The sequence below is a fragment of the Streptomyces sp. ALI-76-A genome (genome assembly GCF_030287445.1).
Lineage (GTDB): Bacteria > Actinomycetota > Actinomycetes > Streptomycetales > Streptomycetaceae > Streptomyces.
Map to the genome: position 1 here is coordinate 2,663,804 of NZ_JASVWB010000002.1, position 15,593 is coordinate 2,679,396.

Consider the following 15,593-nt stretch of genomic DNA (forward strand, 5'->3'; position numbering starts at 1 on the left):
GGGCGGAGAAGGCGTCGCCGCCGACCCCGCGAGTGCGCTGCGGGCGTCCTTGCCCACAGCGCTTACGGCTCATGCCCGGTGGTTAAGCGTTCGAAACCAGCGAGTAACGGCTACTTATGCGGCCCAACGCATAAGTTGCAGCCGACCTATCCTACGGCGATCCCGAACAAGCCGCCCAGGGCGTACGTCACACCGGCCGCCGCACCCCCCAGAGCGAGCTGCCGCAGCCCGCTGAACCACCAGGTCCGCGCGGTCACCCGGGCCACGACGGCACCGCAGGCGAACAGCCCGAAGAGCGACAGCAGGACGGCGGGCCACAGGGCGGTGGCACCGAACAGATACGGCAGGACGGGCAGCAGGGCCCCCAGCGCGAACGAGCCGAAGGACGACACGGCGGCGACCAGCGGCGACGGCAGGTCGCCCGGGTCGATGCCGAGCTCCTCCCGGGCGTGGATCTCCAGAGCCTGCTCGGGGTCGCGGGACAACTGCCGGGCCACCTCGCGGGCCAGCCCCGGCTCCACCCCGCGGCCCTCGTACAGGGCCGCCAGCTCGGCCTCCTCGTCCTTGGGGTGCTTTCTCAGCTCCCGCCGCTCCACGTCCAGCTCGGCCTCGACGAGCTCGCGCTGCGAGGCGACGGAGGTGTACTCGCCGGCGGCCATGGAGAAGGCGCCGGCGGCGAGCCCCGCGAGCCCGGTGATGACGATGGTCCTCTCGCCGACCGCACCACCGGCGACACCGGCCATCAGGGCGAGGTTGGAGACCAGGCCGTCCATCGCCCCGAAGACGGCGGGCCGCAACCAGCCACCGCTGACGTCCCGGTGCGTGTGGTTGTCCCGGTGCGCGTCGTGCAGCGCCGCCTCGGTCTCGATGATGGCCATCCCCGGTCCTCCCGAAAGTCTGCTCGTACCGCTTCCGGCACCGACTTGGACTTCTTCCACTTTTCGACAACACCCAACCTACGCCCCCGAATTCCCTCTCACCAGCAAGGAAAGACTGCCCTAACCTGCGGTTTCACCCTGTCTCGCTCATCTGTACACGCACGCGCCCACATGTCGACCGGGTGACACAGGGGCACGTGAGGCTGCGCGGAACACCGCACCGGGGACAGTTCCGCAAAGGGCTCCGCGCCCGGGAAGCGCCCTTCACCGGCGCCCCCTGAGAGGAGAGGCCGCGTATGGCATCGATCGCCTGCATTCCCTCCGTCCCGGCACCCGGGAGCGCCGCCGAACTGCGCGAGCGGGCCCGCGGCGCACTGCTCGGCCTGGCCGTCGGGGACGCCCTCGGAGCACCGGCCGAGAACATGAAGCCTTCCGAGATCCGTGCCCGCTGGGGCCGCATCACCGGGTACGTGACCGACACCCCCGCCGGCACCGACGACACCGAGTACGCGATCTTCTCGGGGCTGCTGCTGGCCCGCCACGGCTCGGCCCTCACCCCGGCCCATGTGGAGGCGGCCTGGCACGTGTGGATCGCCGACCGCGACGAGGGGCCCTTCCGGGGCGCCGGCTTCAGCGAACGCGGCACCCTGGAGAACCTCCGCCGGGGCCTGGCCGCCCCCATCTCGGCCCAGCACCGCCACGCCTGGAGCGACGGCCTCGCCATGCGCGCCGCCCCCTTCGGCGTCTTCGCGGCGGGCCGTCCCGCCGAAGCGGCCCGCCTGGTGGCGATCGACGGCTCGGTCAGTCACGACGGCGAGGGCATCTACGGCGGCCAGGCGGTCGCGGCGGGTGTGGCGGCGGCGATGGCGGGCGCACCGCCGATCGCGGTGGTCGCCTCGGCCCTCGCGGTGGTCCCCGACGACTCCTGGACGGCCCGCTCGCTGCGCCGCGCGGTGGCCGTGGCCCACCGGGGCGAACGCGCGGTCCGCTCCGCCGTCGTCATCGGCGGCTACCCGTGGACCGACCTGGCCCCCGAGGCGGTCGCCCTCGCCTTCGGCGCGTACGCGGCGGCCGACGGCGACTTCGTCCAGGCGGTGCTGACCGCCGTCAACATGGGCCGGGACGCCGACACGACGGCGGCGGTGGCGGGCGCGCTGGCGGGTGCGACACAGGGCGCGTCCGCGATCCCCGCCGACTGGGCGACGGCCGTCGGCCCGGCCCGCGGCAGCTGCCTGCCGTCGATGGCGGGCCACCACGTGCTGGACGTGGCGGAGCTGCTGACCCCGGGCGAGGACGGACGATGGGCCACGACGGGATACGTCCCGGGCGAGCCCCGCACCGAGACGGAGGTGGCCTCCGTGGTCGAGGCCCACACCGAGACAGAGGTGGCCTCATGACACCCCCCGCCCCATGGCACGAAGACACCCCCGCGCCCACCACCCCGACACAACCCCACCCACCGCACGCCGCCGACGACGAGGCCGCCCCACAGGGGCCACCCGCACCCGACGACGAAAGCCGCACGGGTGGTTCGGGTGGGAACGACAAGGCCGAAGGCGAAGCCGAGGCCGTGAACCCGGCCCCGCGGCCGCGGGCACCGGGTAGGACCCCGAACTCCGATGGCGGAGCCGAGGCCGTAAGACCCGCCCCGCCGCCGCAGGCACCCCGCAGGACCGAGGGCCTCCTGCTCGGCCTCGCCGCAGGGGACGCCGCCGGCTGGCCCGCCGCCCGCCACCGCGCCGCCCGCATGCCCGACTGGACCCGCCGCCTCACCCGCGAACTGGACACCTTCGCCGAACAGAACGCGACCACGACCCTCCCCGTCCCGATCGCCCTGAACCAGCCCCCGGAACCCCTGCGCCTGGGCCCCTCCGACGACGCCGAGTGGGCGGCGTTCGCCGCGGAGGCCCTCCTGCGGGCCGGCGACGACAGCGCCCTGGGCGACCTCAGCCGCCAGCGCCGTACCCGCGCCGCGATCGACCTGACCTGGAACGCCGTGGCGAGCGAGGTCGCCGCCGCGGCGGAACGCGCCCCCGAGGTCGAGTCCGCGGTCCTCCCCCTGCGCGCCCGCATCTCCGTCCGGGCCGGTCTCGGCAACCTCGCCACCGGCCTGCGCCCGCCCGCCACCGGCCACGACAACCCGCACTTCTTCGACGACGCGGCCTGCGTACGGGCCTGCGTCCTCGCCGTGGCGCACCCCGGCGACCCCGAACTCGCCGCCGACCTCGCGGAGTTCGACGCCCGCTACACCCAGGACGGCGACGGCGTGCACGGCGCCCGCGCGATGGCGGCGGCGGTGGCCCTCGCCCTGGCCGGAGCCGACGTGCACAGCTGCACCCACGCCGCGCTCGCCGAACTCCCCGAGTCCACCGAGATCGGCCGCAACGCCCGCCACGCCCTGCGGCTGGCCGACGAAGCCGAGAGCGCCTTCGCCCTGATCCCCCTGCTCGAGCACCAGATCGTCGACCACGTCTACAGCTACGGCATCGCGGCCGCCGAGACCGTCCCGGTCGCCCTCGCCCTGGCCACCGCCGCGCACGGCCGGATCGCGGAGGCGGTACCGGCGGCGGCCTGTCTCTCCCGGGTCGCGGACTCCGCCCCCGCGCTGGTGGGGGCGCTCACCGGCGCGCTGGGCGGCGGCGCGTCGGTCCCCGCGTCCTGGCGGGACGCCTGCCGCACCCTCTCCGGCTGCGCGCTCCCCCGGCTCACCGGCACCGACCTGGTGGAACTCGCCGAACTCCTGGAAGCCGCACAACCGGCCCCACCAGGGGGATGATTCGGGTCATGACCCCCAGAACAGAAGAAAGCGCAGCACCGAGTCTGGAGGAGCGCGTCACCGGCGCCCTGGTCGGCGCGGCCGTCGGCGACGCGCTGGGCGGCCCCGTCGAGGGCTACTCCCCCGCCCAGATCCTGGAGCGCCACGCAGGGCGCGTCCACGGCGTCGTCGGCCCCTGGCACGGCGACGCCTGGCGCACCGCCCGCCCCCTCGCGCCGTACCACAAGGGCGACGGCCACGTCACCGACGACACCTTGATGACCCACGCCCTCGTACGGGTCTACGCCCAGGTCCGCGACCACCTGGACGCGTACGCCGTCGCGGACCACCTGGTCCCGGACCTGATGACGACCCCGCGCTGGATCCCGGAACTGGAGGCGGAGGCCCTCCCCCTGCACCGGATCTTCCTGGCGGAGAAGTGGCTGGTCACCCGCCTCCACTACGGCCACGCCGACCCCCGGGAGGCCGGCGTCGGCAACATCGTCAACTGCGGTGCGGCGATGTACGTGGCCCCGGTCGGCCTGGTCAACGCGGCCAACCCGCCGGCCGCCTACGCCGAGGCCCTCGACGTCGCGGGCGCCCACCAGTCGTCGTACGGCCGCGAGGCGGCGGGCGTCCTCGCGGCGGCGGTGGCGGCGGCCGCCACACCCGGCGCGACCCCGGACTCGGTCGTCTCCGCCTGCCTGGCCCTGGCGAAGGACGGCACCCGCGAGGCGATCGAGAAGGTCTGCGAGGCGGCCTCCCGCCACACGGACTTCGAGTCGGCGCTGGTCCCGCTGCGGGAGGCGGTGGCCCCCTACGACACGGTGGGCCCCGACTACCGGTCCCCCTCCCTGGGCGCCCGCCGCCCGTCCCGGCTGCACGCGATCGAGGAACTCCCGGTCGCGCTGGGCATGGTGGTGGTGGCCGCCGGCGACTACCGCCACGCGGTCCTCGGCGCGGTCAACTACGGGCGCGACTGCGACTCCATCGCGACCATGGCCGGCGCCGTCACCGGCGCCCTCGGCTCACCGGTCCCCGAGACCTGGGCGAAGCAGGTGTCCGAGGCGAGCCGCCTGGACCTGTGGGAACCGGCGGCCACCCTCACGGCCGTCACCCGGGAGATCTTCGAACGGGACGTACGCCGCCGGCGGACGCACGAGGCGGCCTTCGCGACGCTCGGAGGCCCCGGATGCTCCGACTGACCTGGGTCCAGCCGGAGGACCTGATCGGCCACGAACTGCGCCAGGCGGCCCAGGACGGCCGGGAGCCGTCGGCGGTCGCGGCGCGGTGGCGGGCGGCGAGGGGGCCGGAGGCCCCGCCGCGTGCGGGCGCGTCCCCGGAACCGGTCTCGCGCTACCTCCGGCTGCTCGCCGAGGACCTGCTGGACGAACTGGCGGACCTGCCCAGCACGTCGGCGGACACCGAACCGACCGAGCTCGCCAAGATCAAGGCACTGTGCCCGGACTGGCCGGACGGCCGGACCCCCCTCGGCGGCGATCGTCCGTCCGCCCGCCACGAACCGCTCGACGGCGATCGTCCGTCCGCCCGCCACGAACCACCCGGCCGCGATCGTTCACCCTCCCACCAGAACCCACCCGGCCAGGGCCAGCCCGGCCACGAGCCCTCCGGCCACCGGGCCGGCGCGAGCGGGCAGCGCGGCGGCACCCCGCCGACGCCGGCGGGCGAAACCCGCGCCCCCGTGACGACCCCGGACCGCCTGGAAGCGGCCTGGCTCGGCAGAGCGGTGGGCTGCCTCCTGGGCAAACCCGTGGAGAAGCTCCCCCTGCACGCCATCCGCCGACTGGCCGCGTCCACCGGGAACTGGCCCCTCGGCACGTACTTCACCGCACGCGGAGTCCCGGCCGACCTCCTGGCGAAGTACCCCTGGAACCGCCGCTCGGCGCCCACCTCCCTCGCCGAGAACATCGACGGCATGCCCGAGGACGACGACCTCAACTACCCCCTCCTCAACCTGCTCCTGCTGCGCCGCCACGGCGCGCGCTTCACCACCACCGACGTGGCGGCCCTGTGGCTGGACGAACTCCCGGCCGGCCGCACGTTCACCGCCGAACGCGTCGCCTACCGCAACCTCCTCAGCGGCCTGGAACCGCCGCACACGGCACGCCACCGCAACCCCTTCCGCGAATGGATCGGCGCCCTGATCCGCGCCGACGTGCACGGCTGGACCAACCCCGGCGACCCGGCCGCCGCCGCGGAACAGGCCCACCGGGACGCCACCCTCACCCACACCGCCAACGGCGTCTACGCGGCGATGTTCGTCGCGGCCGCCATCGCCCGCGCCGCCACCGGCACCGCGGACGTCCACACCGCGCTGCGCACCGGCCTCACCGTGATCCCGCCCCGCTCCCGCCTGGCCGAGGCCGTCCACCACGCCGTCCGGCTCGCCCGGGCCCACGACGACTTCGACACCGTCGTCGACGAACTCCACGCCACCTACTCCCCCACCCACCACTGGGTGCACGCCATCCCCAACACCGCCCTGATCACCGCCGCCCTCACCCACGCGGACGGCGACTTCACCGGCTCCATCTGCCGCGCCGTGTCCGGCGGTTGGGACACCGACTCCAACGGAGCCACGGCCGGCGGCATCGCCGCCCTGCTCGCCGGCGCCCCCGCCGCCCTGCCCGACCGCTGGACGGCCCCGCTGAAGAACCGGCTGGCCACCACCGTCGGCGCCTTCGACGGCACCGGTTTCGACACGCTCGCCCACCTCACCCACGCGCTCACCCCCCGGGAGACACCTCGCCCATGACCCACATCGTCGTGCTCGGCAGCACGAACATGGATCTCGTCGCGTACGTCGAGAGGGCCCCGCGGCGCGGAGAGACCGTGACGGGCCGGGAGTTCCGTACGATCCCCGGCGGCAAGGGCGCCAACCAGGCCATCGCCGCAGCCCGCGCGGGCGCCACCGTGTCGGTGATCGGCGCGGTCGGCGACGACGTCTTCGGCCCCCGCCTGCGCTCCACCCTCGAACACTCCGGCGTCAGCACCGACCACCTGCGCACCGTCGAAGGCCCCTCCGGCACCGCGCACATCGTCGTGGACGACGAGGGCGGCAACGCCATCGTGGTGATCCCCGGCGCCAACGGCACCGTCGACCGCCTCGTCCCCGGCGACGAGGGCCTCATCGCCGCCGCCGACGCCCTGCTCCTCCAGCTGGAGATCCCCCTGACCGCGGTCCTCGCGGGCGCCCGGACGGCCCGCGGCCACGGCGTCCGTACGGTCCTCACCCCCGCGCCCGCCCGGCCCCTGCCGCCCGAACTCCTCGCCGCCACCGACCTGTTGGTCCCCAACGAGCACGAGGCCGCCGCGCTCACCGGCCTCACCGACCCGCACCGCGCGGCCGTCGCCCTGCTCGACCGGGTGCCGGAGGTGGTCGTCACCCTGGGCGCGGCGGGCAGCCTGTACGCGGCCCGTGGCACCGAACCGTTCACCGTGCCCGCCCCGCGGGTCACCGCCGTGGACTCGACCGGTGCGGGCGACACCTTCGCCGGCACCCTGGCCGTGGCACTCGGCGAGGGCCGCCCCCTGCGCGAGGCACTGACCTGGGCGGGCACCGCCGCCGCCCTCTCCGTCCAGCGGCCCGGCGCGTCGGCGTCGATGCCGTACCGCTCCGAGATCGAAGCGCGGTACACCCCATGACGAACTCCCGCACCCCCGCCGCCCCGCTCACCGGCCTCCGCGTCCTCGACCTCGCCACCCTCTTCGCCGGTCCCCTCGCCGCGACGATGCTCGGCGACTTCGGCGCGGAGGTCATCAAGGTCGAACACCCCGCCAAGCCCGACCCGTCCCGGGGCCACGGCCCCTCCAAGGAGGGCGTCGGCCTGTGGTGGAAGCTGCTGGGCCGCAACAAGCGCACGATCACCCTGAACCTCTCCACGCCCGGCGGCCGCGCCACCCTGCTGCGCCTCGCCGCCACCGCCGACGTGGTCATCGAGAACTTCCGCCCCGGCACCCTGGAGAAGTGGGACCTCGGCTGGGAGGAGCTGTCCGCCGCCAACCCGCGCCTGGTCCTCACCCGGGTCACCGCGTTCGGCCAGTTCGGCCCCTCCGCCCACCGCCCGGGCTTCGGCACCCTCGCCGAGGCGTTGAGCGGCTTCGCGGCGATCACCGGCGAACCGGACGCGCCCCCGACGCTCCCGCCCTTCGGCCTGGCCGACTCCATCGCGGGTCTCGCCACCGCCTATGCCGTCATGACGGCCCTCGCCGCCCGGGACCGCACCGGTGAGGGCCAGGTCGTCGACATGGCGATCATCGAGCCGATCCTGACCGTGCTGGGCCCGCAGCCGACCTGGTACGACCAGCTGGGATACGTGCAGGAACGCACCGGCAACCGCTCCGCCAACAACGCCCCGCGCAACACGTACCGCACGGCGGACGGCGGGTGGGTCGCCGTCTCCACCTCCGCCCAGTCGATCGCCGAGCGCGTGCTGCGTCTGGTGGGCCGCCCGGAACTGATCGACGAGCCGTGGTTCACGACGGGCGCCGGCCGGGCCGCCCACGCCGATGTGCTCGACGAGGCGGTCGGCACCTGGATCGCCGCCCGCACCCGCACCGACGTGCTGGCCGCCTTCGAGAAGGCCGAGGCGGCCGTCGCCCCGGTCCAGGACGTCCGGGACGTGCTGGCCGACCCGCAGTACCAGGCCCTGGACACCGTGACCACCGTCGACGACCCCGAACTGGGCCCGCTGCGCATGCAGAACGTCCTCTTCCGCCTCTCCGCCACCCCCGGCGCGATCCGCTGGGCGGGCCGCCCGCACGGCGCGGACACGGAGGAGGTCCTCGCCGGACTGGGCCTGACCACAGCCGAGCTGACCGCCCTGCGCGAGGCGGGCGCCGTATGACAGCGGCCCCTCTGACCTGGCTGTACGTGCCGGGCGACCGCCCGCACGTGGTCCTGAAGGCCCTCACCTCGGGCGCCGACGTGGTCGTGGTCGACCTGGAGGACGCGGTCGCCCCCGACCGCAAGGCGTACGCCCGCGCGGCCACCGCGGACCTCCTCGCCGAGCCGCAGCCGGTCCCGGTCCACGTGCGGGTGAACGCCCTCGACAGCCCGGCCGCCGACCTGGACCTGAGGGCGCTGGCCGCGCTCCCGGGCGTCCGCGGCCTGCGCCTGCCCAAGGTGACCTCGCCCGAGCAGGTCATCCGCGTCGCCCGGACCACCGCCCTCCCCGACGGCAGCGCGCCCCCGCTGTACGCCCTGCTGGAATCGGCCCTCGGGATCGAGCAGGCCCACGCCATCGCCTCCGCGCACGCCCGCCTGCGCGGTGTCGCCCTCGGCGAGGCGGACCTGGGCGCCGATCTGGGCGTACGCGAGGACGCCGGGCTCGACTGGTCCCGCTCCCGGGTGGTCGTGGCGGCCCGGGCGGCGGGACTGCCCCCGCCGGCCCAGTCCGTCCATCCGCACATCCGCGATCTGGAGGGCCTGGCCGCCTCCTGCGCCCACGGCCGCGCCCTGGGCTTCCTCGGCCGCGCCGCGCTCCACCCCCGCCAGCTCCCGGTGATCGAGCGGGCCTACCTGCCCACGGCGGAGGAGATCGAGCAGGCGGAGGCGGTCGTGAAGGCGGCGACCAGGGAACGGGGCGCGCAGGCGCTGCCGGACGGCAGGTTCGTCGACGCCGCGGTGGTGACAGCCGCACACCGCACGCTGTCACTGGCCCGCCGGCACTAGTGCCACGGCACTAGCCCCTTGGCCCCACACGACGAAGGGCGCCCGGAGAATTCAGGGCGCCCTCGTCGACGTACGACCGGCCGGGTGCGAACGGCCTTGTACGAACGGCTGTGTACGACCGGCCGTCAGGTCTTCTTCGCGGACTCGGCCTCGTCCTTCTTCTTCGGGTCGCCGGGGGCGTCCGCCTCCGCGTCGGCCTCCGTCCCCCCGTCGCTCCTCGGCTCGGTCCCGTCCGATCCGTCGGCGTCGGCGTCACGCGGGCCGTCGGCCTCCGCCTCGCCGCCGGAGGGAGCGTCGGAGGCACCCGGCTCGACCACGGTCTCCCGCCCCGGCCGCTTCCGCCACGAGATCACGATGTACGTGACCGCGAGCAGGAACACGATCAGCGCGGTCCAGACGTTGAGCCGCAGGCCCAGGATGTGGTGGGCGTCGTCGATGCGCATGTACTCGATCCAGGCCCGGCCCGCGCAGTACGCGGCGACGTACAGCGCGAACGCCCGCCCGTGGCCGAGCTTGAAGCGGCGGTCCGCCCAGATCACCAGGGCCGCGACGCCGAGGCACCACAGCGACTCGTAGAGGAACGTCGGGTGGTAGGTGCCCGGTACCCGCCCGTCCGACGACGAGGTGATCTCCAGCGCCCAGGGCAGGTCGGTGGGCTTGCCGTACAGCTCCTGGTTGAACCAGTTGCCCCAGCGCCCGATGGCCTGGGCGACCGCGATGCCGGGCGCGATGGCGTCGGCGTACGCGGGCAGCGGGATGCCGCGCCGGCGGCAGGCGATCCAGGCACCCACCGCGCCGACGGCGATCGCGCCCCAGATGCCGAGGCCGCCCTCCCAGATCTTGAAGGCGTCCACCCAGTTACGGCCCTCGCTGAAGTACAGCTCGTAGTCCGTGATCACGTGGTAGAGCCGACCGCCGAGCAGACCGAACGGGACGGCCCAGACCGAGATGTCGGCCACCGTGCCGACCCGCCCGCCCCGGGCGACCCAGCGCCGGTTGCCGATCCAGACGGCGACGAAGACGCCGATGATGATGCAGAACGCGTAGCCGCGCAGCGGGATGGGGCCGACGTGCAGCACCCCGCGTGACGGGCTGGGAATGTAGGCAAGTTCCATGGCAAGGTCGACGCTACCGTGCCGGACCGGGCCCACGGCAGGCGGTCCGGCTACGGGTCCATAACAGGCGGGCGGTGAGGGCCCCCGGCCCGCTCACCCCTGGTCGGCCTCCTGGACGAGCTGCTTGAGCTTCGCCGGCGTCATCGTCTGGTCCTGGTAGATGTTCTTGCCGTTGAGGATCACCGTCGGCGTGCCGCTGAAGCCGCCGGTGCGGAAGGCCGCCGAGGACTTCTCGACCCAGCTGTTGTGCGTGCCCTTCTCGACACAGGTGCGGAACGCGGGGGTGTCGAGTCCGTCGACCTTGGCCGCGAGCTCGACGAGCTTGCTGTTCTCGGCGAAGGCGTCGTCGGTCTCGGGGGGCTGGTTGTCGTAGAGCACGTCGTGGTAGGCGGTGAACTTGCCGACGTCCTGGGCGCAGGCCGCGGCGTTGGCCGCGTTGCGGGAGCCGGTGCCGCCCATGTTGCCGTCGATGATCGTCGCCAGGTGGTAGTCCACCTTCAGCTGACCGGAGTCCGTCAGCTCGTGGATCACCTGCCGGTACGCCGTCTCGAAGGCCTTGCAGGCAGGACAGCGGAAGTCCTCCCAGACGGTGAGCGTCGACGTGGCGCTCTCCTTGCCGGCCGGGAGGGCGAGGCCGTCCTTGCCCTGCGCGCCGGACGGGACCACGACCGGGCCGGCGGAGTCGCTGCCGTCGTCCTTGCCCGCGTTGGCCGCGACGACGCCGATCACCGCCGCGAGACCCAGGACGCCGACCACACTCGCACCCACGATCAGCACCCGGCGCCGCTTGTCCGCGGACTTCTGCTTCTCGCGCTCCTGCGCCAGCCGCTCGCGGGCGGTGCGCTTTGCCTCTCGATTCTTCTCGCTCACATCCCGCAGAACGAACCGGGGAGGCGCACCGCGCCTCCCCGGCCCCAGGTCCACCCGTTCGAGTGACCTGTACGCCCTGTCCCGCCCGGTCAGGCCGTGCCGCGCACGCCCTGCGCGAGTTCCCGGGCGAGGGCGCGGACCGCCTCGACACCGGCCGCGTCGTCCGGCGCGTCCAGCATCCGCTTGACGAAGGCCGATCCGACGATCACCCCGTCGGCGAAGCCGGCCACCTCCGCGGCCTGCGTGGCGTCGGAGACGCCGAGCCCGACGCAGACGGCGAGACCGGTGCCGGTGGCCCGGGTGCGTTCGACCAGGTCCCGCGCCTGCGCGCCGACCGACGTGCGGGTGCCGGTGACGCCCATCAGCGAGGCGGCGTAGACGAAGCCGCTGCCCGCCTCGGTGATCTCGGCTAGCCGCGCGTCCTTGCTGCTGGGCGCCACGACGAAGACGGTCGCGAGGCCGTGCTTGTCCGCGTGCTCCCTCCACAGCGCCGACTCCTGCACGGGCAGGTCGGGCAGGATGCAGCCCGCCCCGCCCGCCTCGGCCAGCTCGGCGGTGAACCGCTCGACGCCGTAGCGGTCGATCGGGTTCCAGTACGTCATCACGAGCACCGGCTTCCCGGTGGCCTCGTGGGCCTCGCGGACCGTGCGCATGACGTCGGCGATCTTGACCCCGCCGCGCAGGGCGATGTCGTCGGCGGTCTGGATGACGGGACCGTCGAGCACCGGGTCGCTGTGCGGCAGACCCACCTCGACGATGTCGGCGCCGCCGTCGAGGACGGCCTTGATCGCCTCGATGCCGCCGTCCACGGTCGGGAACCCGGCCGGGAGGTAGGCGATGAGCGCGGAGCGGCCCTCGGCCCTGGCGGCGGCGAGGGTGTCCGTCAACAGCTGGATGTTCCCGCTCACTTGGCGTCCCCCTCGATCTCGGCGGTGTCGGCGTCCTGGTCGGCGGCGACCTCGGCGTCGGTGTCGTAGAGGTCGAAGTAGCGGGCGGCCGTGTCCATGTCCTTGTCGCCGCGGCCGGACAGGTTGACCACGATCAGCCCGTCCCTGCCCAGTTCCTTGCCGACCTCCAGGGCGCCGGCCAGCGCGTGCGCGCTCTCGATGGCCGGGATGATGCCCTCGGTGCGCGACAGCAGACGCAGGGCCCGCATGGCCGCGTCGTCGGTGACCGCGCGGTACTCGCCCCGGCCGCTGTCCTTGAGGTAGGCGTGCTCGGGGCCGATGCCGGGGTAGTCCAGGCCGGCCGAGATCGAGTACGGCTCGGTGATCTGGCCCTCCTCGTCCTGGAGGACGTAGGAGCGCGACCCGTGCAGGATGCCCGGCTCACCGGCGGTGAGCGTGGCCGCGTGCTCGCCGGTCTCGACGCCGTGCCCGGCGGGCTCGCAGCCGATGAGGCGGACGTCCGCGTCGGGGATGAAGGCGTGGAAGAGGCCGATGGCGTTGGAGCCGCCGCCGACGCAGGCGATGGCGGCGTCGGGCAGGCGGCCCGCGCGCTCCAGGATCTGCCGCCGCGCCTCGACGCCGATGACGCGGTGGAAGTCGCGCACCATCGCCGGGAAGGGGTGCGGGCCGGCCACGGTCCCGAAGAGGTAGTGGGTGCGGTCGACGTTGGCGACCCAGTCGCGGAAGGCCTCGTTGATGGCGTCCTTCAGCGTGCGGCTGCCGGACTTCACGGCGACGACCTCGGCGCCGAGCATGCGCATCCGGGCCACGTTCAGGGCCTGGCGCCGGGTGTCGATCTCGCCCATGTAGATGGTGCATTCGAGGCCGAACAGCGCGCAGGCGGTGGCCGTCGCGACGCCGTGCTGGCCAGCGCCGGTCTCGGCGATCACGCGGGTCTTGCCCATGCGCCTGGTGAGCAGGGCCTGGCCGAGCACGTTGTTGATCTTGTGCGAGCCGGTGTGGTTGAGGTCCTCGCGCTTGAGGAACACCCGGGCGCCACCGGCGTGTTCGGCGAACCGCGGCACCTCGGTGAGGGAGCTGGGCCGGCCGGTGTAGTGGACGAGCAGGTCGTCGAGCTCACGGGCGAACTCGGGGTCGGACTTGGCCTTGTCGTACTCGACGGCGACCTCGTCCACGGCGGCGACCAGCGCCTCCGGGATGAACTTGCCGCCGAACGCGCCGAAGTACCCCTCGGCGCTGGGGAGCTGACCCTCGGGGTCGGGGATGAAGAACTCGCTGGGCATGCGGATACCTCACGGTGAGTGCGTGGAAAAAATCACTGATCGCCGTGGGGCGGGGGTTGTCAGATGACCGCGGGCCTGTGGTGGCTCGTCGCGCGGTTCCCCTCGCCCCTGGAGGGGCGCTGCCATCGACGGCCGTTCACCTGTCCCGGTTCGTCACCGATGACGTACCGGACCCTGCGGCCGTGCACCCTGCGCGCGGGCGCGCGGCAGCCACGGGGGCGGCAGCCGCGCGCGAGGCGGGCGTGCCGGTCCCGGGTCGTCAGGGCGAGCGGCAGAGTCATCGGGCCCAGCTTAGCCGGAGGTCAGCCGCGGCCGTGCCGGAGCGCCGGGTGCTCGCCCGCGGCGACCAGGTCGGAGACCGCCGTCCTCGGGTCCTTGCCGGTGACCAGGGACTCACCGACCAGGACCGCGTCGGCGCCGGCGTTGGCGTAGGCGATGAGGTCGTGCGGGCCGCGGACGCCGGACTCGGCGATCTTCACGATGTGGGCGGGGATCTCGGGGGCGAGCCGCTCGAACGTGCCGCGGTCGACGTCCAGCGTCTTCAGGTTGCGCGCGTTGACGCCGATCACCTTGGCGCCCGCGTCCACCGCGCGCTCGACCTCGTCCTCGTCGTGCACCTCGACCAGCGGGGTGAGTCCGATGGACACCGCGCGCTCGATGAGCGACTCCAGGGCCGACTGTTCGAGGGCCGCGACGATCAGCAGCGCGAGGTCGGCGCCGTAGGCCCGGGCCTCCCACAGCTGGTAGGAGGTGACGATGAAGTCCTTGCGCAGCACGGGGATGTCCACCCGCGCCCGGACCGCCTCCAGGTCGGCCAGCGAGCCGCCGAAGCGGCGCTGTTCGGTGAGGACGGAGATGACGGCGGCGCCGCCCGCCTCGTAGTCGGCGGCGAGCCCGGCCGGGTCGGCGATCGCGGCCAGCGCGCCCTTGGACGGGCTGGAGCGCTTGACCTCGCAGATCACCTTGACGCCGTCGCCGCGCAGCGCGGCCACCCCGTCCTTGGCCGCGGGTGCCTTCGCCGCGCGCTCCTTGAGCTCGTCGAGGCTGACGCGCGCCTGCCGCTCCGCGAGGTCGGCACGGACTCCGTCGATGATCTCGTCGAGCACACTCACGCGAGCGGCCCCCTTCCAGCGGTTGACTGTCAAGCGGTTCGGCTTCCGCCACCGGCCCGCCCACCGGGCGGGACCGGGAAGAAGGCCGTGGTCATTGCGATGGTATCCGGAGGAAGGCGTAGGCCTCGCATCCGGTTGACAGTGGTCCCACTACATGGACGTCCGCCCGATGATCAAGGATGCAGCCAGCCACCGAACGGCAGGTTCCGGACAACCGTGAAGACCAGCAGTGACGCGCCCAGCGACCACAGCAGCGCCGGGGAGGGGTCGAGCCGCAGTGGACGGCCGCGCACCGCGTGGACCACCCAGACGGTCCACAGCGCGGCGAACCCCAGATAGCCCACGACGGCCGCCGCGTTGGCCTGGAGCGCCGCCAGGACGTCCCCGTGGACGACGGCGTGCGCGCTGCGCAGGCCGCCGCAGCCGGGGCAGTACAGACCGGTGAGACGCAGCAGCGGGCAGACGGGGTAGTGGCCGGGCTGGTTGGGGTCCACGGTCCCCACGTACGCGAAGGCCCCGGCGACCGCCGCGAGGACACCCGCGGGAACGGCCAGCCGGGCCGCCACGGTGGTGTACGGCGTCACCCTGCGACTGTCGGCGTTCACGTCCGGCATTGTGCCTCGCTCCGCCCCGCACGCGCGTGAGGGGCGGCCCCGGCACGTTCGCCGGACCGCCCCCACGGGGTTCGCGCGCGGGTCAGCTCTCGGCGCCCGCCGGCTCCCGCCGGTCCGTGGTCCGGTGCACCGGGTGGACGTCCTTCGGCATGCCCATGCCCATCTTGCTCATGATCCAGCCGACCACGCCGCCGAGGACCACGATCGCCATGCCGGCCCAGAAGCCCGCCGGCTGGGCCATCACCATGAAGGCGCCCGCCACGCAGAACCCGATGAAGGCGATGATGACACCGGTCCAGGCGGCCGGGGTGTGACCGTGGCTGCTGCCCGCCATGACTTGCTCCTCGTTGCTGTGTACGTGTC

General features: G+C 74.0%; 16 protein-coding genes. 7 read left to right on the forward strand and 9 right to left on the reverse strand.

The annotated features are described in order from the left end of the window. Nucleotides 1–146: 146 nt before the first annotated feature. Nucleotides 147–878: a VIT1/CCC1 transporter family protein gene (locus QQS16_RS12945; RefSeq protein ID WP_286061784.1), complete on the reverse strand. Its 732-nt coding sequence runs from the start codon at nucleotides 876–878 to the stop codon at nucleotides 147–149. 296 nt (nucleotides 879–1,174) lie between these two features. Here QQS16_RS12945 and QQS16_RS12950 point away from each other — a divergent pair, with 296 nt between their 5' ends. The 7 genes from QQS16_RS12950 to QQS16_RS12980 are packed head-to-tail and all read left to right on the forward strand — an operon-like array spanning nucleotide 1,175 to nucleotide 9,328. Next, on the forward strand, nucleotides 1,175–2,275 hold the full coding sequence (locus QQS16_RS12950; protein WP_286061785.1) for an ADP-ribosylglycohydrolase family protein: 1,101 nt from the start codon (nucleotides 1,175–1,177) through the stop codon (nucleotides 2,273–2,275). Beyond that, on the forward strand, nucleotides 2,272–3,654 hold the full coding sequence (locus QQS16_RS12955) for an ADP-ribosylglycohydrolase family protein (RefSeq protein WP_286061786.1): 1,383 nt from the start codon (nucleotides 2,272–2,274) through the stop codon (nucleotides 3,652–3,654). Before QQS16_RS12950 ends, QQS16_RS12955 begins: the two co-directional genes overlap by 4 nt. An 8-nt stretch (nucleotides 3,655–3,662) precedes the next feature. Continuing rightward, nucleotides 3,663–4,838, forward strand: a complete 1,176-nt coding sequence (locus tag QQS16_RS12960) for an ADP-ribosylglycohydrolase family protein (RefSeq protein ID WP_286061787.1) — start codon at nucleotides 3,663–3,665, stop codon at nucleotides 4,836–4,838. Continuing rightward, nucleotides 4,826–6,409 carry an ADP-ribosylglycohydrolase family protein gene (locus QQS16_RS12965; protein WP_286061788.1) on the forward strand — a complete coding sequence of 528 codons (1,584 nt, stop codon included), beginning with the start codon at nucleotides 4,826–4,828 and terminating at the stop codon, nucleotides 6,407–6,409. The genes QQS16_RS12960 and QQS16_RS12965 overlap by 13 nt, the downstream gene beginning before the upstream one ends. Next, nucleotides 6,406–7,299 carry a ribokinase gene (gene rbsK / locus QQS16_RS12970; protein WP_286061789.1) on the forward strand — a complete coding sequence of 298 codons (894 nt, stop codon included), beginning with the start codon at nucleotides 6,406–6,408 and terminating at the stop codon, nucleotides 7,297–7,299. The genes QQS16_RS12965 and rbsK overlap by 4 nt, the downstream gene beginning before the upstream one ends. Next, nucleotides 7,296–8,501 carry a CaiB/BaiF CoA transferase family protein gene (locus QQS16_RS12975; RefSeq protein ID WP_286061790.1) on the forward strand — a complete coding sequence of 402 codons (1,206 nt, stop codon included), beginning with the start codon at nucleotides 7,296–7,298 and terminating at the stop codon, nucleotides 8,499–8,501. The genes rbsK and QQS16_RS12975 overlap by 4 nt, the downstream gene beginning before the upstream one ends. Next, nucleotides 8,498–9,328, forward strand: coding sequence for an HpcH/HpaI aldolase/citrate lyase family protein (locus QQS16_RS12980; protein WP_286061791.1), 831 nt, complete (start codon nucleotides 8,498–8,500; stop codon nucleotides 9,326–9,328). The genes QQS16_RS12975 and QQS16_RS12980 overlap by 4 nt, the downstream gene beginning before the upstream one ends. 125 nt (nucleotides 9,329–9,453) lie before the next feature. On the opposite strand, the gene lgt is transcribed toward QQS16_RS12980, so the two are convergent. The 8 genes from lgt to QQS16_RS13020 form a co-directional block, all read right to left on the reverse strand. After that, nucleotides 9,454–10,443: a prolipoprotein diacylglyceryl transferase gene (lgt, locus tag QQS16_RS12985; RefSeq protein ID WP_286061792.1), complete on the reverse strand. Its 990-nt coding sequence runs from the start codon at nucleotides 10,441–10,443 to the stop codon at nucleotides 9,454–9,456. A gap of 93 nt (nucleotides 10,444–10,536) precedes the next feature. Further along, nucleotides 10,537–11,313: a DsbA family protein gene (locus QQS16_RS12990; protein ID WP_286061794.1), complete on the reverse strand. Its 777-nt coding sequence runs from the start codon at nucleotides 11,311–11,313 to the stop codon at nucleotides 10,537–10,539. An 89-nt stretch (nucleotides 11,314–11,402) separates the two neighbouring features. Then, complete coding sequence (gene trpA / locus QQS16_RS12995) at nucleotides 11,403–12,221, reverse strand: tryptophan synthase subunit alpha (protein WP_286061795.1); 819 nt, start codon at nucleotides 12,219–12,221, stop codon at nucleotides 11,403–11,405. Continuing rightward, nucleotides 12,218–13,504: a tryptophan synthase subunit beta gene (gene trpB, locus QQS16_RS13000; protein ID WP_286061796.1), complete on the reverse strand. Its 1,287-nt coding sequence runs from the start codon at nucleotides 13,502–13,504 to the stop codon at nucleotides 12,218–12,220. Before trpB ends, trpA begins: the two co-directional genes overlap by 4 nt. 59 nt (nucleotides 13,505–13,563) lie before the next feature. After that, entirely contained in the window at nucleotides 13,564–13,785 is a 222-nt protein-coding gene (gene trpM, locus QQS16_RS13005; protein WP_286061797.1) for a tryptophan biosynthesis modulator TrpM, read from the reverse strand. 21 nt (nucleotides 13,786–13,806) lie between these two features. Next, nucleotides 13,807–14,616, reverse strand: a complete 810-nt coding sequence (trpC, locus tag QQS16_RS13010; protein WP_286061798.1) for an indole-3-glycerol phosphate synthase TrpC — start codon at nucleotides 14,614–14,616, stop codon at nucleotides 13,807–13,809. 173 nt (nucleotides 14,617–14,789) lie between these two features. Further along, on the reverse strand, nucleotides 14,790–15,230 hold the full coding sequence (locus QQS16_RS13015; protein ID WP_286061799.1) for a DUF2752 domain-containing protein: 441 nt from the start codon (nucleotides 15,228–15,230) through the stop codon (nucleotides 14,790–14,792). Between the two features lie 82 nt (nucleotides 15,231–15,312). Then, nucleotides 15,313–15,564: an HGxxPAAW family protein gene (locus tag QQS16_RS13020; RefSeq protein ID WP_286061800.1), complete on the reverse strand. Its 252-nt coding sequence runs from the start codon at nucleotides 15,562–15,564 to the stop codon at nucleotides 15,313–15,315. Nucleotides 15,565–15,593: the final 29 nt, after the last annotated feature.